General features: G+C 68.1%; 13 protein-coding genes and 1 pseudogene. 3 read left to right on the top strand and 11 right to left on the bottom strand.

Going from position 1 to position 19,536, the window contains the following annotated elements; genetic code table 11:
• Positions 1-133 precede the first annotated feature (133 nt).
• Positions 134-667, top strand: a complete 534-nt coding sequence (locus ACIQNU_RS17270; protein ID WP_401366725.1) for an EF-hand domain-containing protein — start codon at positions 134-136, stop codon at positions 665-667.
• Here the strand turns inward: ACIQNU_RS17270 and ACIQNU_RS17265 are convergent.
• The 10 genes and pseudogenes from ACIQNU_RS17265 to ACIQNU_RS17220 all read right to left on the bottom strand — a co-directional run.
• The gene (locus ACIQNU_RS17265; protein WP_401366724.1) at positions 659-1,576 is read right to left on the bottom strand and encodes an aminoglycoside phosphotransferase family protein; all 918 of its coding nucleotides are present in this window, start codon (positions 1,574-1,576) and stop codon (positions 659-661) included. The two genes, ACIQNU_RS17270 and ACIQNU_RS17265, sit on opposite strands and share 9 nt — an antisense overlap.
• Before the next feature lie 694 nt (positions 1,577-2,270).
• Positions 2,271-2,561 (bottom strand): hypothetical protein, encoded by a 291-nt coding sequence (locus ACIQNU_RS17260; RefSeq protein WP_401366722.1) that lies wholly within the window; start codon positions 2,559-2,561, stop codon positions 2,271-2,273.
• Between the two features lie 93 nt (positions 2,562-2,654).
• Positions 2,655-8,897 (bottom strand): DNRLRE domain-containing protein, encoded by a 6,243-nt coding sequence (locus ACIQNU_RS17255; protein ID WP_401366720.1) that lies wholly within the window; start codon positions 8,895-8,897, stop codon positions 2,655-2,657.
• Between the two features lie 734 nt (positions 8,898-9,631).
• Positions 9,632-10,123 (bottom strand): LysR family transcriptional regulator, encoded by a 492-nt coding sequence (locus ACIQNU_RS17250; protein WP_401366718.1) that lies wholly within the window; start codon positions 10,121-10,123, stop codon positions 9,632-9,634.
• A 31-nt stretch (positions 10,124-10,154) separates the two neighbouring features.
• Positions 10,155-10,976, bottom strand: coding sequence for a hypothetical protein (locus ACIQNU_RS17245; RefSeq protein WP_401366716.1), 822 nt, complete (start codon positions 10,974-10,976; stop codon positions 10,155-10,157).
• A gap of 216 nt (positions 10,977-11,192) precedes the next feature.
• Positions 11,193-11,591, bottom strand: coding sequence for a TnsA-like heteromeric transposase endonuclease subunit (locus ACIQNU_RS17240; RefSeq protein ID WP_401366715.1), 399 nt, complete (start codon positions 11,589-11,591; stop codon positions 11,193-11,195).
• Positions 11,592-12,055: 464 nt separating this feature from the next.
• Positions 12,056-12,400: a DUF2750 domain-containing protein gene (locus tag ACIQNU_RS17235; protein WP_401366713.1), complete on the bottom strand. Its 345-nt coding sequence runs from the start codon at positions 12,398-12,400 to the stop codon at positions 12,056-12,058.
• A 21-nt stretch (positions 12,401-12,421) separates the two neighbouring features.
• Entirely contained in the window at positions 12,422-14,209 is a 1,788-nt protein-coding gene (locus tag ACIQNU_RS17230) for a protein kinase (RefSeq protein WP_401366711.1), read from the bottom strand.
• Positions 14,210-14,408: 199 nt separating this feature from the next.
• Positions 14,409-15,071, bottom strand: a complete 663-nt coding sequence (locus ACIQNU_RS17225; RefSeq protein ID WP_401366709.1) for a hypothetical protein — start codon at positions 15,069-15,071, stop codon at positions 14,409-14,411.
• A gap of 101 nt (positions 15,072-15,172) precedes the next feature.
• A pseudogene (locus ACIQNU_RS17220) lies at positions 15,173-15,780 on the bottom strand (IS5 family transposase); the annotation flags it as partial.
• A gap of 83 nt (positions 15,781-15,863) precedes the next feature.
• On the opposite strand from ACIQNU_RS17220, the gene ACIQNU_RS17215 reads away from it, so the two are divergent.
• The gene (locus ACIQNU_RS17215; RefSeq protein ID WP_401366707.1) at positions 15,864-16,496 is read left to right on the top strand and encodes a hypothetical protein; all 633 of its coding nucleotides are present in this window, start codon (positions 15,864-15,866) and stop codon (positions 16,494-16,496) included.
• 131 nt (positions 16,497-16,627) lie between these two features.
• Here the strand turns inward: ACIQNU_RS17215 and ACIQNU_RS17210 are convergent, their stop codons facing one another.
• Positions 16,628-17,299 (bottom strand): AIM24 family protein, encoded by a 672-nt coding sequence (locus ACIQNU_RS17210; protein ID WP_401366705.1) that lies wholly within the window; start codon positions 17,297-17,299, stop codon positions 16,628-16,630.
• Positions 17,300-17,548: 249 nt separating this feature from the next.
• Between ACIQNU_RS17210 and ACIQNU_RS17205 the strand changes: the two genes are divergently transcribed.
• The gene (locus ACIQNU_RS17205; protein WP_401367114.1) at positions 17,549-19,423 is read left to right on the top strand and encodes a glycoside hydrolase family 76 protein; all 1,875 of its coding nucleotides are present in this window, start codon (positions 17,549-17,551) and stop codon (positions 19,421-19,423) included.
• Positions 19,424-19,536: the final 113 nt, after the last annotated feature.

Below are 19,536 nucleotides of genomic sequence, written 5' to 3'. Positions count from 1 at the left end.
TCGTGTATGCGCATGCCGACGGGACAGTCATCATGCGCGTCGCCCTCGGAGGGCCGGCGCTGTCGTGCCCCGCGCGGGGGTGTTTCACCGACACGCCGCCGCACGGGGCACCACCTACAGAAAGGTGACCGTCATGCGTCCAGAGGCCTCCAAGCGGGTCGCGCTCGTGTTCTCCTTGCTCGACGCCAACGGCAACGGCGTTCTCGAAGCCGAGGACTTCGCGCTCATGGGTGATCACGTCGTCGAGGTCGCGGTCGACTCCGCCGCGGACGCCAAGGAGGCGATGCGGGCCGCATTCCATCAGTACTGGTCCACGCTGCGCACCGAGTTGGACAAGGGCGGTGACCAAGTGATCAGCTTCGAGGCATACACCTCCTGTGTCCTGTCCCCGGAGCGGTTCGACACGACGATCGCGGCTTTCGCCGAGGCCCTGTCCGCGCTCGGGGACCCGGACGGCGACGGCCTCATCGAACGACCCTTGTTCGTGGCCCTGATGACGGCGATCGGCTTCGAACGCGCCAACATCGACGCGCTCTTCGACGCCTTCGGCCCCACCGCCGACGACCGTATCCGCGTGGAGACCTGGGCCGAGGGCATCAAGGACTACTACGCCCCGGACAAGGCGGGCATCCCCGGAGACCACCTGGTCCCGGACACCTCAACCTGAGTCGCCGGGCTCCTGGATCGCTGCCAGCACGCGGTCGAGCCCGGCCCGGCCCGCGGGTCCCCATGGCTTGCCGCCGGGCAGTCCCCGCTCCCCGGCCCGGCCCATGCGGATGAGGAAAATGCACTTCATGGCGGCCAGCCCCCGTGCGCGCCGGATCATCGCCTCGTCCGCCTGCGCGTACGCGTCGAAGAACCGTGCAGCCGCCCCCGCAGGAAGGAGCACCCACGCGGCGGAGACATCGACCGCCGGATCGCCGGCGCAGATGTCACCGAAGTCGATCACGCCCGAGAGCGTCCCGTCCGAGACGACGACATTCGCCGGATGGAAGTCACCGTGCAGCCATACCGGCGGGCCCTCCCATTCCGGAGCCGCAACGGCCTCGTCCCAGACGTCCCGGACCTGCTGAAGGACGTCAGCGCTGACGCCTTCGGAGGCGACTTCCTCAAGTGTCTTCTCGACACCGTCCGTGAGCCGTTTGAGCGGAACGCCTCGATCCGGACTGTCCGGTGCTTCGGCGGGTGCCTTCACATGGAGCGCCTTGAGGAAGCCCGCCAGAATGTCGGCCGCGCCCTCGTCGCTGATGGGGGCGCGGTCGGCCGGCTCGCCGGGAACCCATCGCGCGATGGTCCATGGCCGCGGGAAGCGTGCGGACGGTTCACCCATTCGCAGAGGGGTCGGGACCGGCAGGGGAAGACGCGGCGCCAGGGTGGGCAGCCATTGGTGCTCTTTGCGGAGGAGGGCCGGAGCGCGGGCCGTACGCGGCATGCGTACGGCCAACTCCTCCCCAAGACGCCACAGTTGGTTGTCCCAACCGCCGCTCACCTCACGCACGTCCAACCCCGCGAGGTCCGGATGCTGCTCACGCACCAGGGAACGCACCAAGCTGTCGTCGATCTCGAAGTCGTCCATGGGTCCACTCAAACACGCGTGGCGCGGTTTGCCAGTCCGGCGATGAGAGTTGCGTTTGACGGGCGATGGTCATCAAAGGGGTGCGCCAGCGTCTCGGCGACGCGGCGACGGTGACGGTGACGGTGACGCCCGCAGGTCTTGCCGGCGACCGGAGTTTCATGGCCACCAGTGCGCACGGTGTGTTCCGTAGCCACGCCGCCACGATGGCGGCAAGGTGCAGCACCGCGGAATCGCCGAGGTTCTCCGGCGGGGTGACATCGGCCGGGTGGGCCAGGGCCACGAACAAGGCGAACTGGAGACGTCCATCAGCGCGAAGCTCCCGCCCCGAGCGGGCTAATCAGCCGCTGGCAGTCGGTTCAGGTGTAGGTCCGCATCCGGAATGTCCCATACCGTACTTGCGACCTGGGCTTGCCCGGGTGTCTCACTCATGGGACATGGAACTTCCGTCTCGCGATCTTGTCCCTTGGAGTGTGGATCCACCGGATACCCCATGTCCCTGGGACCGGATGGGTCGCTGCCGAGCAGGACGGCGGCGTGCGCTGGGACTTCGTCGGCACTGGGTCCTCGGCGACTCTGGTCTGGCCAGTGCCTAGCGAATAAACCGCCCCCACCGTCCCAGGTGGGGCACAGGGCGTTCACGGCCCGCGCGTCTGATGATGAGAGCCTGGCCCGGCGGTACCGCCGGGCCAGGCAGTCAGACGTCGCCGGGGGCGGGGACGAGCAGTTGGGGATCGATGTCGGTCACGCTGTCCGCGTAGTCCAGCCGGGCGGCCGCCGACATGAGCCGGTCGTACTCGTCCTGCCGCAGCGCGAGCCGGAACGAGTTGACCGCGTTGATGAGATAGTCGATCGCGATTTCCGCCTCATCGTTCGCGACAAGGTCGCGGACCGAATCGAGGGCCGACACGGTTTCCCCCCGAGCCGAGGCTCGTCGCTCCAGAGCGTCGACCACCGCGCGGATGATGTCGTCCGCGGAACTGTTCATGAGCCGCCTGATTCCTCAGTGCCTTGCGAAATGAGTGTCCGGTGCTGGTGCGAGCCACGTGACGCGCGGCCAGCACCGGCACCGGACGGTGTGTCAGCCCGTCCTGTTTTTGTATGCCGTGGTCACGCCCAGCGGCTTTCCATCAGGTGCCGCGATGTTCCGGTAGAACACCGTGACCGTCCATTTCTTCTTCTTTCGGCAGCCACAACCCGTCTTGTACGAGTATGTGATCTTCCAGGCCGTGTTGTGCCACCCGTGGTCCCAGTCTACTTTCCACTTGCCGTAGAGCAGCGCCTTCTTGAGGTCACTGATCATTCCGGAACTGGTCAACCAGTTGGATTTCTTGCCGCGGCCGACGTGCTTGTCCTTGATGTGCGCGAGGCCGAACTTGCCGTACTTCACGCCGTCGACCCTGACGTTGGACGTGCTGCCCTCTCGGATGGTCCTCCAGTACCAGTTCATCCCGCGGGACCACATGAGGATGCGCCACTTGTCGCACTTCTTGAACGGGTTGCCCCAGGCGCCGCAGCGGCCGTCCAGGTCGGTCCCGTTGACCGGATCCGCACAGACGTAGTCGTAGGCGTTGCAGTTGCCGCCGAAGACCGGGTCGGTCTGCAGGAACCGAGCGGTAGCCGGATCGTAGAGGCGTACCCCCATGAGCGTGAGGCCGGTAAGGGTCTCGCTCGACCGCTGCTTTCCGCCGAGCCAGCCATAGCGCTGGGCGGCCTGGCCGGCGCGCGTGGCGCCGTTCTCGTCGCTGTCCAGCGCCGTCGGCGCGACGGCCGTGTCGAGCGGCAGCTGCAGTGCGACGTCACCGTGGATGTCGGTGAGCTGCAGGACGGTGCCGCTTGTCTTGCCCGTCGTGGCGGTCAGCGCGCCGGTCGCGCTGGTGACGTTGCGGGTCAGCGTGCTGCCGGCCGCGTCCTCGACGATCCAGCTCGGATTGTCGGAGTCTCCGCTGTAGTGGTTGGTCTTGGCCGCAGTCTGGCTCCAGGTGCCGGAGCTGCTGGTCTCGATCGTCCAGGAGCGGAAGCGCAGCCCGGCGTCGAGCTGCCAGGTCTGGCGCTTGGTACCGGCGGTCTGCTGGTAGGCGAGGTCGTTGGCGTAGTAGGAGACGGTGGATCCAGGGAGAGTGGTCGTACGGCCGAAGCCGTCGTACGAGTAGCCCCCGCCCACGATCCGGTCCGCCGTGTCGTACGCCTTTGTGGTGGCGGTGCCCTCAGTGGTGGGGCAGGCCAGTCCCGGCGCGGCCGACGCCGTGCTCACCGCGGTCCGGTTGGACCGCTTGTCCACGGTGTAGCCGCGCAGGGTGCAGACGGTGTCCACCGTGTCCTCGACCCGGGTCAGCCGTCCGGCGTTGTCATAGCCGTACTTCTGGTCCGACCAGCCGGAGTGGGACGCGGCCTGCCCGTGGATGGTCTGGGTGACCGTGTCGGAGTAGACGACAGTTCCGTCGCTGTCCCTCGTGAAGACGCGTTCGACGACCGCGCCGGTGGAGTCCTTGGTCTGCTTCAGCGTGTAGCCGCCGGGCAGCTTCTCCGTGGCGACGCTGCCGTCCGGGTCGTAGGTGCTGGAGAACTCCCCGGCCACCGAGTCGGTGACCTTCGTGGGGAGGCCACGGGGCTCGATCGAGGTGTCGTAGGTGTAGGTGGTGGTGCTCGGGATGTTGTTGCCGGTTTTGACCTGGCGGTCGAGCATGTCGTATTCGGTGGTGGTGACGCCGCCGTCGGCGTCGGTGTAGGAGATCTCCCTTCCCAGCTTGTCGTAGGCGCGGGTGACCGTTCCGCCGGTCGGCGAGGTGGTCTTGGTCTGCTGGCCCGAGACCGGATCGTATTCGGTGGTGGCGGTGGGGACGGCCCGTCCGAGCCCGCCGGTGATCTGCACGGTGGTCGCACGGCCCGCCGCGTCGTAACTGCGCGTGATGATCCGGGTGGTTCCGCCGACCGTCTCGCTGGTCTTGGCGGTGTTGCCCCACAGGTCGTATTCGACGGTCATGGTCGGCAGCTGGGCCGGGTTGCTGCCGCCTCCGGTGATGTCTCCCGCCGGGCCGTTGCTGCACAGCAGGTCGGCCCACTCCGGCCGGCCCGCACAGGTGCCGGTGCCGGTGGCGGACCAGTAGGCGGCTGTCTGCGTTCCGGCGTCGGTGCCGGACGTGCCGGGAGCGCCCTGCTTGAGCACCCTGCCCTGGGAGTCGTACTCCGTGGTGGTGGTGATGGCCAGTCCCGCCGGGTCCTGGACAACCTTGGTGGCCAGGCCCTTGGCCCAGTCGTACTCGACCTTGATCACCTGGGCGTCTCCCATGACACCCGGATGTTCACGGACCTCCGCGCCCTCGGTCGTGGTGGTGACCTGGTCGCTGGCCGCGACGGTGTCGCCGCTGGGGCGTCCCTCGTCGTACGCCTTGGTGGTCCAGCTGCGGGCGATCACCGGAGTGCCGGCAGCCACCAGGGTGGTGGTGCCGGACTTCAGGTCCCTGGCGAGGTCGATCCGCCCGAGTGGGCCGAACTGCTCCAGTTCCCTGGTGCCGGTGGCGTTGTACACGGACCGGGTGGACAGCAGCTCCGCGCGCTCGGCGCTCGGCAGATTCGCGATGCCCAGTTCCGCCAAGGCCGCCCGGTCCGCCGCGCTCGTGCCGAGGGCGATCTCCCGGTTCCCGGCCGAGAGCGACCGTACGACATTGCTGAACCGGTCGTGGTCGGTGCTGTCGATCCGCCCGCCTGGCGCCGCCGTGTTGGTCCGCTGCCCCGAGGCATTGAGGTAGTGGACCGTGGCGCGCTTGTAGTCGGCCGGAGCGAGACTCGCACCGGAGTGGGACGACGGCGCGGTGTCGGCGGGGAAGAGCGCGGCCGCGTCGACCGGGGCGTCCAGCTGTCCCCAAGCCCTCACGTCGGACACGCCCATCACATACGGGGCGGCGGCCCCGGTCAGCGGGATGTCGTAGACGACGCTGGTGTTGGCGACCCCTTCGGCGACATCGGCCGTTCCCTGCTTCAGCCCGGGGCGCCCGGCCTTCAGCAGCATGCCGTCACCTGCGGCCGGGTCGTTTCCGGCCGTGCCGTAGCTGAAGGTCCACGGAAGCTCGCCCGGCGGCGTGAGTCCGGTGACCCTTCCGGCATTGTCGTAGGAGTAGTCCGTGAGCAGCGACGGGGAGATCTGCGGATTCCAGGCGCGACGCAGTCGGCCCGAGCCGTCGTACTGGTACATCTGGACCGACTTCGACGTGGCCGAGGCCGCGCCGGGGGCCGTGGCCCAGAGCCGGATCTCCTTCACCTGGCCGCTGACGTCGCCGAATGCCGACGGGGTCGCCGTCGTGGTCGAGGCGTAGACGTACTCCAGCAGGCGGCAGCCCTTCGTCGCCGGTGAAGCCTCGCAGGCCGCGGCGGTGGCCGCCGTCGTCGGGGCGATGACGCGCTTCGGCCGTGACAGGGACTTGCCGTCGACGGTGACGTTCTCCGAGACGACCGTGGTGGCGGAGTTGGCCAGTCCGTTCACCAGGGTGCTGCTGACCTGCCACACGGAAGACGTGGCACCCGGGACGAACTCGGTGACCGTGCCCTCGGTGTCCGAGAGGGTGAAGTTGCCGCTCACACTGCCCTTGAGGGTCATCTCCTCGGCCCCGGGCTCGGGCACCCAGCCGGTCCTGGTGGCGTTGGCCGTGAAGTGGATCGGCCTGTCGTCCGCCAGCACGACGCTGACGGCGGTGTCGGAGATCCGCTCCAGGCGCGTGTAGTCGGACTCGGTGGTCTCGGAGGTGACCCCCGACACCCACTGCGGCCCGAAGATGGGGACCTGGTCCTCCTGCTTCGCCCCGGCGTCGGGGCTGCGGGAGGAGGCGGTGCGGGACACGGTGAGACCGAAGTACGAGGCGTCCTCCTGGCCGATGGTGTAGTCGCCGGTGAGAAGGTTGACCGAACCGGGACCCACCTCCTCGCTCGCCGCGTCGTCCGCGTTGCGGTCCACCACGGCGCTGAGCGGGTCCGTGCTGCCAGTCGCGCCACCCGGACCGGTGAAATCGGCCTTGATCTCGACGGATCCGTCCGGGGCCACGGTGCCGGCGGCGTTCCAGACCAGCGGCACGTTCCTGCCGTTCGTCATCGCGACCGGCCAGGCGGAGAGCGGCGTGCCGCCCGAGGTGACGTGCCCGGCGGGGATGGGCGCCCAGTTGTCCGCGGCCGACCGGCGCCAGGAGAAGGACACCGCGTCGTACTTCGCCGCGTCGCCCTCGGCCTCCAGGGTCAGTCGGCGGGAGGTGCGCTCGTTGGCGGCGGGACGCAGGAATCCGCCCGGCCCCACGTTGAACGTGTACTCGACGACAGCGGACCGGTTGTCGGCCTTGTCGACAGCCCGCACCAGCAGGGACTGGGACCCGTTCTCCGGCGGCGTGACCGAGATGTTCTTGTCGCCGGTGGCGCCGCCGGTGGCGACCTTGGTCCAGGTGACGCCGTCCAGCGACCACTCCAGCCAGTTGTGGTCCGAGCCGGGCGGGGTGAGGGTAAAGGTGCCGGGCTGGCCCGCGCCCTTGGCCCACTTGCCCGTCGGGTAGTCGGTCGAGGTGACCTTCGCGGGTGCCGCGGGTTTGGTGCTGTCGACGGTGAAGGTCTTCCACGCCGACCAGCCGGTGTTGTAGTGCGTACCGTCATACGGCGACGTGCGGAACTTGTACGTCTTGCCGTTGGTCAGCCATCCCGCGGGAACGGTTGCCGAGGCAACCTGTCCCGAGGGGACGAAGGCGGACACGAATGGCTCACCGACCTGGGTGTCGGTGGCGCTGTCGAAGATCTGGAAGGTGCCGTTGACCTTGTCGCCGTTGGGGTCGACGAAGGTGTCACGCAGCGTCGGCGTCACCGTGTTGACCGTGTAGGCGCCGCCGTAGGAGAAGTACGGCGGGCCGGCTTCTTGCTTAGTGCCAGTGCGCGGCCGGTAGTTGTAGGTGACGACCAGCTTCGGCGGGCTGGCCGCAGCGTTGGCCGAGTTCACCCGCTTCCACTGGGCGGTGTTGGTCTCACTGGTGGCCCGCAGGCCCATGCCGGAGGTGGCATTCTTGGCTGAGGCCCACTCCTGCACGAGCGTGGTGACGTTCGCGTTGATCCACCCGTCCGGGGCGGAGGTACAGGCGGAGTTGCCCCTGGTCTCGGTGGAGGTGGCCCGCTGGGCAGTCCATGCCGGCTGCGCGGTCCAGCGGGACGAGATGGACGCCTTGCCGGCCGCCCACACCTCCCACGGCTGGGCGGCGCAGGTGGTGTTGCCGGAGTGGAAGTTCCACAGGCTCAGCTTCGCGCTGGACACCAGCGCATCGGAGATCGGCGCGGTGTTCCAGGTGATGAACGACCGGGCGGTGCGCGGCGTACCATCGGCGTTGGTGGTGCCCGGGTTGCCGAGGTCCAACTCGGTGTCAGTGGACCAGTCGACGGTCTCGCCCCGCTGGACGTAGGTGTCGAAGACGTTCCCGAGCGACGAGGTCGAGGGGTCGACGGTCACCGGGTAGCGTGTCTTCGGGTCGGCGAGGAATCCTGCGTCGGGGGTGACCTGCAGATCGATGGCGCCCTTGCGCTGTACGACCTTCAGCCCGACCTTGGCGCGGTGGGTGTGTTCACCGGAAACCGGGTCGACCGAGGCGTCCCACATCACCGGCGCCGGCATCACCGCTCGTTTGCGGTTCTTGCTGTCGGTGAAGACCAGGCCGCCGTCCGCCTGCTGCTTGGCCGTCAGACCCTTGGCCTTCAGCGGCAGCGTGTAGGTGTAGCCGTCGGCCGTCGGGCGCTGTTTGATATTGACGAACTGCTCGTATCCGGTGCGTGTCGCCTCGACGACGACGTCCGCGCCGGGTACGGCGTTAGCGTAAGTCGCGCGGGTACCGTCGAGTTCGGGGGCGGGCAGACCGCCCTTCCACTGCAATGTGATCCGTTCGTTGCCCTCCCCTAGCGTCACCAGATCCCGCGCCGCCGCGGTCGTGGTCTCCTTCAGCGAACGGGCTCTGGTGCCGGCGCCCGCATTGAGCCGCAACCCGTTGGGGTGCCCCTCGGGTTCGACCATGCCGTCACTGCGTTCGACCAGCGTCAGATCGACGGGATGCCACTGGCCGTTCTCCTGGAAGCGGATGGGCCCGGCCGAGAGTTCGGTTGTGAGGGAACCATCCTTGTTGGCCCAGGTGGTGGACGTCTCCGTGCGCTCGGACAGCGCCTCGACTCGGAGTCCCGACAGACGAGCCGCGACACGCGCCGAGGCGATATCCGCCGCCTGAGTGGCCGCGCGCTTCCGGGGTTGGTCGACTGCCGGTGCCTCGCCCTGCGCCGCAAAGGCAGCGCTGCCTGCGCCGTCGAGCAACGTGACGGACATGGCAAGGGCCAAACAGCTCGATATATGACGGAACTTCCCTCGATGCCGTCCTTGTCTACGCCCCCGTAGACGGAACTGTCGGTAGTTCATATCAGTCTGGCTCCTCACCTGTTGGCGCGCTCCGGTCACTGTGAGCACACCGTGAAGATACTGTGAGGGTAAGTCGGATAAATCGCATGTAGTGATCCATTGCGAAGTGATCAATTACGTACAGTGATGTGAGAAGTGCCTCTTTTTGATGGGCCCTAATGGGGTTTGCGCAAGTGTCGAGAAGAGTGTGTATGAGGCCAGGAGTGGTACCGAGGTCGACGCCCGATGCGTATGTGGCCATGCCACGGGGTAGTTGCATGACATTTCCTGCGTCCAGGTCTGGTCGCCGATCGAGGGCTACGAGGACGAACGCTGCCTGGGAGCCACCCGGGTCGAGTGCGTGCTCCACCAGACGGTAGGCGACGGCACCTGGTCGATCCGGCGCGCTCCGCATCGCGGGCTTGATCCTTGTTCATCACATGCGGGACAGGCCGCAGCAGCCTGCCGTGGTTGGCGCTGGAGTACGCCCTGCTTTCCTCACCAGACGTCTGCTGCTGAACAAGCAGTATCCGCTCTCCGCACTCGACCACTGCTTCGTCAACGTCGACGCCTCCGACGTGTACATCCGTGGTCGCCGCCTCAATCCGGCGGGCGCCCACCCCGACCATGTGTGCCCGGAGTCGCGTGTATCTCACCGGGGTCTGTCAAACGTTCTGCAGTTCCTGTTGCCACGCGTGGATGGCGGCGGGGATGCGGCGTCCTGAGTCGGTGAGCTGCATCGGCGTGGTGGGGGTGGCGCGTTCGATGAGGTGGAGACCGAGGTCGGCTTCAACATGGCGGATGGCAGCTCGAAGGGCTGCGTCAACGATGTCGAGGGCTTGGGCGGCCTTGGCGAGACTGCCGTAGGGGGCTGCGGCCAATCTGCCGGTGAGTGCGGGCCGCAGAGGTGGCGGGATGTGTTGGAGTTCGGTGCCGGGGTGGAGAACGCGTTGGTGGCTGCGTCCACCACGTGCGCGGGTTTGCATGCCGGCTTCCTTGGTGCGCTTGAGCAGTGTGGAGGCGCCGATGCCTTGCTCGGCCGCGAGATCGGCAGCGGAGCGTTGACGGACGATGTACTGCTCTTGCAGCCATTCCCGGTCGATGTGGACAGGTCGATTGTGTCCGGGTTCGCATGAGCGACGTAGGGGATGCCGCATTCGTCGGCGAGGTTGGTGATCACACGTGCACTCACCCCGATCTGGTCGCCGATCTGTTGGAGTGTGCGCTGCTGCACGGTGTAGAGGCGAGTGGGATCGGGTCGGGTGGCAGTGCCTCCCGTGCGTAACGCAGGGCCGCGTTGGGTCGCCAGCCGTGAGCTGCGCGCTGGGTGGTGGGGGCGGGGTGGAGGGCAAGGAGGTAGCGGACCACTTCGGGCATGGTGTCGAGTTTTTGCGCGGCCGCGGTGGGTGACTGGGAAGGGCCGCGGATGAGCTGGTGCAGTCGAGCGAGGGCGACGGCGTGGGGGTCACATCCGGGCAGGTCGAATCCGTCGAGCAGGGTTGTGGGTGGCTGCCAGGTGAGTGGTTCGTGGGCGAGGTGGTGGCGGTCCAGGAAGGCACGCACCCATCGCTTGATGGTCCGCACGCTCACGCCCACCTCGGTGGCCTTCGTTTCGTAGCGCTGCAGCTTGGGCACCGTGACCGCGTACTGCGGCCGTGGCTCGCCCGGCTGCGGCGCCTCCTCACTGCCCGAACGAAAGCCGGTCAGAACCTCGTTGACATGGGCGGCCCGCTCTCTGACCTCGGCCAGCTCCTCCTCGCTGAGCAGAGCGAACAGCACCGAGGCCGTCTCGCCGTCATCGTCGACCTCCGGCCCTGGTCCGGTCGCGATGACCGTGGCCCGGCCCGAGGAGAGCGCCACTCGCAAGGACAGCCGGAACCTGCGGTCGGCCCCATCGCGGACCAAGAGCTCGTTGCCTGCGGCCGAGCCGAACATCTCTTCCACCACGACGACTTCGCCGTCGTACTTCAGCCTCGTGCCCACCCCGACACGTACTGCGGCTCCGTTCACATGTCCTCCCGAACGAGATCCCCCTATTCGATAGGTCGGTTCGTCGTCACCGTCGTCGGACTCGGACTCGTCGAGGGGATGAGGAAGGTCGCGTCGACCGGAGCCGACCACCGTGGCCGGCCCACCGCTCAGGACGTGCCGCTGGTACAAGACCTCCGTCAGGTCGGTCACGAAGTGCTGGCTCCACAAGAGCCGCAGCACGGCGGCCCGTACCTTTCAGTCGGGGTGTCGGGGGAAGGCGTGAAACGCCTCGCCCAGGGTCGCCCCGTGCAGATCCGCCTGCCGTATCTCCGCGAGCAGGTCTTCGTCGAAGAGCCAGTCGCGCCGATAGCCCGCGAGAGAGAGCAGGTTGGCCAACTCGGTCTCTGGCGGCTCGGACCACACTTCGAAGTCCCAGCCGCGCGACAGGACGACCTCGCGGGCGCAGTCGAGCGCGAGGTTCACCTTCGGCCGGGTGAGCAGGTGCCGCGGCTTGACGTCCACGACCAGGGGAACGTCCTTCTCGCGCAGCACGAGGTAGTCCGGGGCGTGGCGACGCTTCCGCCGGTCCACGGCGGTGGTGAGGAGGAACGGCTGGGCGAAGACGGCCGTCACGTTCTGGTCGAAGTCGGGCATAGAGCAGGCGTGTCAGCTCAAGGCGGGACTCGTAGACGACGTGGTCCCGCATGGTGGAAGACCAGTGCGTGCCGGAGTAGTGCTTCTGCCCGTTGCGCCGGCGGAACGTACGCCACGGGATGGAGGGCTCGAAGACATCGACTCCCGACATCGACCAGATCAGGTCCTCGTCGATCTTTCCGTCCGTACGACGGAGACTCATCGAAACTTCGTCGATCACCCGCAACATGCCCCACCTCCGAGCGGCCAGAGCAGGGCGCAGAGCTCCCGGTCTCGACCAGCTGCGACGTCTCCACGATCGAGCTGAAGGAGACCGCTGCGTAGAACGGGACCGCGAACAGCACTACTACGAGTGAATGATCACACAGCAGTTCGTCTCACCGTGCTGTCCTTTGGGCCGGACAATGGCCACCACTAATTGGAAAGGGACACGCAAAATGCGGACCTGCCCCCCCCGAGCGGGGCTAATCGGCCGCTGCCAGTCGGTTCAGGACTTCCGTCGGAGTGAAACTCCATCCGACGAGGCGCGGGCCGCTCCAGTTGACGCCGATCAAAAAGCCCTCCTCGGCAGCATCGGGAAGTTCGCCGTCGCGCCAGGCGTCCAAGGGCATGGATTCAACACGGAGCCCGTCTCCCCAGATCTTCGCCGCCCGCTGGGCTCGGGCGGACGTCGACCAGAAGGGAAGACTGCGGGTTCCGTCGGCGCCGAGAGGAGCCGGGCTTCCCTCGTCATCCCTGACAAACCAGACCACTCCGCTCTGGCGGACGTCTCGGAAGAATGCTGCTGCTTGCGAACCACTCTGACTCATGATCACCCCTGCCTGGGTCTCTCACTTCTCCTGAGGGTGCGTAGCCGTGATCTTCCCGTTGGGGTCTGCCGTCAGGTAACCGGATCCGTACTCGTCGATCAGGTAGATGTTGAAAGGGGGTTCGGGTTCCAGTATGGCGAATACGGGAGCGATCGAGACATAGCGCAGGGTCGGCTTGGGGACGTTCAAAGTTTGGTCGGCCTTTTTGAACAGGGTCGGCAAGGCGTCCCAGTTGTAGTCGGCGAGGTCGACGAAGCCACTGTCGCCGATCACGGTGCCACCGGCTCCGTCTCGGGTGGCGCCTGATTCGGCACGGTAGGTGTAGCGGTCATAGCGTTTGTCGCTGCCCTTGATCAGTGCTTCCGCCGACACATGGGTGCTGTATACGGAGAAGCGCGTTACTCGGGTGCTGTCCATGCCGACAGCGCGCAGTTCCTTCGTGATGTGGCGGACTCCGACGGGGCTCAGGAAGTCGTCCTTGCTTCCCTGGTTCTTTTCCTTTCCGTCAGCCGTGTCGTCCGATTTGTCGTCGGATTTGTCGTTGGGGGGCGCGGTGGTCTTTCTGCCGGACGGGGACGGGCTGAGGGAGGGACCCGTACTCGTCCCTGGTGACTTGGCGTCGGAGTTGTCGTCAGGTGGGGGCAGGAAGGTCCACACCAGGACGCCGATGAGGGCCGTGCCCAGGAGGGAGGCGGTGATGGTGGTGGCGCGTGCCCGGCGGGCCCGGCTCCGCGTTTCGGCGAATCCCATGCCCGAGCCCGGTTGGGGCGGGGCGGGGGTGATGTCCGGAGTTCCGTGCGGGATGCGGTCCTCGGGGGGTGCCAGGCGGTAGGACGTGTCGGGCGGCGAAGTGGGCGACGGTGTCGGGATGCCCACCGCCGACGGGGTGGGTGGGTCGGTCGGGGTGGCGTCCTGCGGGGTCGGGGGCGACAACGGTCCGGGGGCCTGTTGGTGTGTCGGGGGTGTCGACGTGGTGACGGCCGTGGTGAGCACGCGGTCGACCGTCTCGGCGTTCGGGCGGATGTCCGGGTCGCGGACCAGGAGGGCGGTCAGCAGGTCCGTCAGGGGGCCGGCCTTCTGGGGAGGCGGTACGTCTTCGCTGAGGACCGCCGCCAGTGTGGCGAGGGTGCTGGCTCTGCGGAGAGGGTGGTGGCCCTCCACCGCGACGTACAGGAGCATGGCCAGGGACCACAGGTCGGAGGCGGGCCCGCCCTCCGCGCCGCTGACGCGTTCGGGCGCCATGTAGTCGGGCGAGCCGATGACGGCGCCGGTGGCGGTGAGGCTGGTCGATTCGCGTACGGCGGCGATGCCGAAGTCGGTCAGGACCGGGCGGCCGTCGGGGCGCAGCAGGACGTTCGCGGGTTTGACGTCGCGGTGTTCGATGCCGGCGGCGTGGGCGGCGCGCAGGGCGGCGAGGATGCCGCCGCCCAGACGGGCCGCGTCGCCGGGGGCGAGCGTGCCCTGCGCGAGGCGGTCCTGGAGGGAGCCTCCGGGGACGAGTTCCATCACGATCCACGGATACGTGCCGGGGCCCTCGTCCACGATGTGGTGGATGGTGACGACGTTGGGGTGGTCGATACGGGCCAGGGCACGGGCCTCACGCAGGACGCGTTCGCGCAGAGTGCGGGCCGCCTCGGTGTCGTACTCGGCCAGCGCGGCGTCCGGAGGGCGGACCTCCTTGATGGCGACGTCCCGGTGCAGGATCTGGTCGTGGGCCCGCCACACGGTTCCCATACCGCCGCCGCCCAGGCGTTTCACCAGTTCGAAGCGGCCGTCGATCACCCGCGGAGGGGCGCCCTCGTTGCTCATGGCTGGAGCCTACGAACACCTGGGCGGGCATGTCCTGTCCGCTCCCCCTTTTCCGCCGCCGTGCACGATTTCTTCCGTCCTCCCGGAGAAGGGGACGGGGCCGATCCTGCGGGCCGTGGGCCGTCGGGCGGTGCGTAACTGACCGTTTCAGGAATGAGCTGGCCGTGGGATGCGACATCACTCTTGCTCGCAAGAGCAGTCACAGGACTTCATCCCAGACGTCGCCGCCGTCAGCCCAGGTCCCCAACCATTTCCGTAGTGAGGCGGTCGCATGGCGAAGGCCGTCGTGAGGGCCTTCCCCGAAGGTGTAGCCGTCGGCGTCGTAGAGAAGCACTGGGTTGTCGACTGCGCTCAATGAGACATGCCATTCCATTGTGCAGCCGCCGTAGGTGAGGAAGAGCCACGATGGCGGCATGCCCTCTGACAGGTTGCGCTCGTGGACGCTGGCCGCGCACGGCCAGTCGCGCAAGTGCCCTGGAGCCCTGTTGCCATCAGTCAGGGAGGCAAGCCCGCCATCGGGTCCGAATCCTCCGTTGGCGACCTCGGTGTAGAGGCGCCGAAGCAGTTCGGGAAGACGACGTCCGATTCTCCGCTCTGCCTTCTTGACGTCTGACAGGGAGATCGGAGGGAACAGTGGCCCGCGAGGAGCGTCGGCGTAGTAGTCGGTCACCTCCTCGGTCTCGGCCTTGAGCTCAACTGTCCCATCGCTGCCATACGAAACTATGTCGTCTTGTATCCGCTCCAACCGGGGCTTGCCATAACGCTCGACGATCCACGCGACAGGGACGTCCGCGTGGTCGAATCGCAGGCCCGGATCCCACGCGCGAGCCTGCAGAGCTTTGATCAACGCGTCATCGTCCACCTCTTGTCTGGTCTCCGGGCCGGGCTCATGGCGGAGTGGCGCGGGTACGCCGTAAGAAGAAGAGGTCACGCGTCAGGACCCTACTGCTGCGCTCCGACTGCCATGCCACGCTTCCACAGCAGGCGGCGGTACTTGTCGAAGTCGTAGCCTCGGTCCGCGTACAGTCGCCGTGGCTTGCGGCGGGGGCGTCCCGGCAGACCCCGGATGGATGGGATCGCGTCCAACAGGGGCAGGAGTTGGGTGACATCGTTCCGGTTGCCGCCGGTGAGCTTGACGGCGAGCGGGGTCCCGTGCCGGTCGACGGTCAAGTGGTGCTTGGAGCCGGGGCGGGCCCGGTCGACGGGTGGGGGGCCGACATGATCCCCTCTTTGAGGGCTCGGACGTGCGAGCCGTCCACGGCGCAGTCGTCCAGGTCCAGCAAGTCGGCGTGGCACAGCTCGCTCAGCAGGGACGCGTGCAGGCGGGGCCAGACGCCCGCCTCGGTTCAGCCCCGCGGCCGGCGCCAGGCCGTCACCCCAGCGCTGCCCACGGTCTCCGCGGGGACGTCACGCCAGGCGACACCGGTCCGCAGCACGTGCATGACGTCGGCAAGTGCAGTTCGGTCGGGAACACGCGACCGCCCCGGATGGCGGTGGCGCCGCTCGGGAGCGGGCGGCAGCAGCGGAGCCACCCGCTCCCACAAGTCGTCAGGAACAAGTTCAGCGCGCACTCCGGACACCCTGCCGACCAAGATCACTGAGCGCGAGACCCGCAGCTCAACTCATTCTGAAACGATCAGTAAGGTGGGTGCTCATGAGCACTGTCCGGGACAACGCCGACGAAGCGCAGCACCCCAACACCCGTACCAGCGAGGGCGGGGCCCGTCGTGTCGCCCGGGTCGTGACCGATGTGTTCCAGCCGCGCAATGTCCTGCTCGCCGGGATGACCGGTATCGGCTTGGCAGCGTCCCGGCACTGGAGCGGCGCACTGTGGGGGCTGCTCGGCGCGTTGTGCGCGGGGATCGTGCCCGCGGCCTATATCGAACGGGAGCGGCGGCGGGGGACGTTCGGCGACCGGCACGTCGTCGACCGTACCCAGCGCGCCCCGATCTTCTTCGTCATCCTCACATCCGTCGGTACCGGTGCGGCGATCATGGCCGTCGGCGGAGCCCCTGTGGACGTTCTGGCCGCGATGCTGGCGCTGTGGTCCATGACCGTGATCCTTCTCGCCGTGAACACGGTGTGGAAGATCAGCGTCGACGCCACCGTCGCGTCGGCGACCGTGTCCCTGCTCGCCACCGTGCACAGTGTGTGGTGGGTGGTCGGGTACGTGCTGGTGGCGGCGGTGTGCTGGTCACGGGTCGCGCTCAGCTACCACTCCCCCGCACAGACCCTTGCCGGGGCGGCACTCGGTGCGGCCACACCCCTCGCGTTCCTCCTGACGTAGGTCGCCGCGCCAGGTGCGCCGCCTGCCCGGCAGCCGGCACGCACGCGCTGCGCGTGACTGCCGGGCGCCGGGATGCCGCTCGCCGGAGATCAGGATGCGCCGGAGGCCAAGGCACCGGCGAATGACCACTGTTACTGCGGCTTCTGCGGAGTCGCCTCGCTCGGGCGCACGATCACAAGCCCCTCACCCTGCAACATCAGTTGCACCGCCTCGCCGGACCCACCGCGGATCATCGAACCCACCGACTGCGAACGGTGCAGCGACGTCTGGAGGTGTGCGGTCCAGCCGACCACCGCGTCGGTGTCGACGTACACCGGCTGCTGTGCGGTCACCGGGATCACGAGCGGGCTGCCCTCACACATCAGGCCCAGCTTGCCGTAGCCGCTGAAGACACTGTTGAACAGGCCGCCGCCGGTCATGCCGGCGCCCTTCACCGTCTTTATCTCGTACGAGAGCGTCGGGTCGAAGCACAGGACGTTGCGGCCGTTCACGGTCAGCAGGTCGCCCTGGACTATGTCGACGATGAAGCAGTTCTGTGCCTCGTGCGCGAACCATGCCTCGCCCTGGCCCCGGACCGTCATCAGCGGCAGGCCCTCGCCCGTGACGGCCCTCTTGAGCATGCCGCCGACGCCCTGGCCCTTCCGTTCGAACTGCAGGTTGCCCCGGTAGGCGATCATCGCTCCCTGGCGGGCGCGCATCTCGCCGTTGACCGCGTATCTGATGGACTTCGAGTTCTGCACGGTCATCCCGACGGCGGTCGCGGGGGTCACCATGTGCTCGTTCGTGAAGAGATCACTGTTCATACCCGCATCCTGACATCCCCGGAGCCGACCCGACCCCAACAGTCCCCCGGTCCGGCCCTGGTGACTTCCGGATCAGAGGGGTCCGCTTTCAACTCGCATACGGGTGGGCCCGTTGACGCCTCGGCCGCCCCTCACTACGTTCCGAGAGCGCTCTCACATCCATCTCCGAGGCACGCAACCTGACGGGGAGGCCCCATGACTCCCGTACCAACACTCCGCACACCGACCCCCACACACTGGCGGTACCTCATGTCGGCCCGGACCCGCCCCGTCGTCGGCAGGCTTCTGGCCCTGATCCTGGCTCTGGCCGGTCTCGTCGCCCTGCCCACCGTCTCGCACGCCGCGACGCCGGTCTGTGCCCTGGCGTGCGACACCCTGGACCCCTCGAAGGCACGGCAGGACACCTTCCCGGTCCCGGACCGGAACATCAACGGCCGGGTCCTGCGACTGCACGTCTCCGATCCGGACACCATGGCCTGGGCGAGCATCGACAACGGTGTGACCGGCGACTCGGTCTGGCTGGACCGGTCCTGGGACCGGGGCGCGACCTGGGAACCCCTGCTCGGCAAGGCGAGCATCCCCGGCACATGGACCGGCACCCGCACGCTGATGTACAACATCACCGACCCGGTCGGGCACCGGCGCGGCTGGATCCGCGCCTGCGCCGACGCGGCCTCCGTCACCTGCACCGACTGGGTGTACCCGAGGGTGTGCGACGGCTCGTTCTGCGACGGGGCCGATCCGGCCGGCGCCTCGGGCGACGACACCCCCGTACCGTCGGCCACCCTCTTCGGACGCACCATCAGCCTGCACGTCGACCAGCGCAACGGCATGGCGTGGGGCGTCGTCTCGGACGGCGGCGCGGGTGACGAGATCTGGCTGGACCGCTCCTGGGACGGCGGCGCGAGCTGGCCCGAGGGTTCCTCTCTCGGTCGTACGAGTGTGGCGTCCGGAGCGGCCTCGGCCCGGACCACCATGTTCGCCACACGGGACCCGCGCGGCCTGCTGTACGGCGGGGCGGTCCGTGCCTGCGGCCGGGAGGCCACCCACCAGGAGGGCAGTTGCACGGCATGGGTCAGGCCCGCGCCGACGCGGGCGCGCGCGGCAGCGGACGCGCTGATGGCGTCGTACCACACCAACGAGGGCTGGTGGCGGAGCAGTTGGTGGAACTCGGCCGTGGCGCTCACTTCGGTCGTGGACTTCGCCGAGCGCACCGGGCGGCACGACTACGACTGGGTGATCGCCCGCACCTTCGAGCAGAACCGTGGCGTCTTCCCGGCGGGCGGGCGCAGTTCGGATCCGGTCGAGGGTCATTTCATCAGCCGCGCCATCGACGACGCGGCCTGGTGGGCGGTGGCGTGGCTGACGGCGTACGACTACACGGGCGAACGACGGTATCTGGACGAGGCGGTCACGATCACCGACTACGTCCACCAGTACTGGGACACCGGCTCCTGCGGCGGCGGTGTGTGGTGGGACCGGGAACGCACGTACAAGAACGCCGTGACCAACGGCCTGTACCTGTGGCTGACCACCTCGCTGCACCAGCGGATCGGCGGCGACAGCGTGTGGGGTGCCCGTGCGGCCACGGCTGCGGACTGGTATCTGGCCAGCGGGATGATCAACTCCGCCGGTCTGGTCAACGACGGGCTGACCCGGGGCTGCGGCAACAACGGCCAGACCGTGTGGAGTTACAACCAGGGCCTCGCCATCGGCGCCTTCACGCAGTTGTGGCGGTCCACCGGGAGCGGCCGGTACCTGGAGACGGCTCAGCGCCTGGCCGACGCGGCGATCTCGTCGCCCGTGCTGACCCGCGACGGTGTGCTGACGGAGTCCTGTGATGTCGGCACGAACTCCTGCGACGACAACCAGAAGCAGTTCAAGGGCGTCTTCGTGCGGCACCTCGCCGACCTGGCGGACGCCACCGGATCCGCCACCCGATCCGCCACCTACCGGGCGTACCTCACGAAGCAGGCCGATGTGATCTGGGCCACCGACCGTGACTCCCTCAACCGTCTCGGCCAGCGCTGGTCCGGTACGCATCCCAACCAGACGGACTGGCGTACCCAGGCCAGTGCGCTGGAGGCGCTGACGGCGGCGGAGGGGCCCCGGGGCGCGGGCTGACGGCGGTACGGCGGCCCGCATCCTCCTGACGGGACCGGGGAGTTGCCCGGTGCGGAATCGGCCGCATCAACTCCGTCGACCGCGGGCAGCATCCGGCGGTGCACACGCACACA

The organism is Streptomyces sp. NPDC091292 (assembly GCF_044757265.1).
GTDB lineage: Bacteria > Actinomycetota > Actinomycetes > Streptomycetales > Streptomycetaceae > Streptomyces.
Note: the sequence above shows the minus strand (reverse complement) of the source record. Positions and strands in the feature narration are given on the sequence as shown.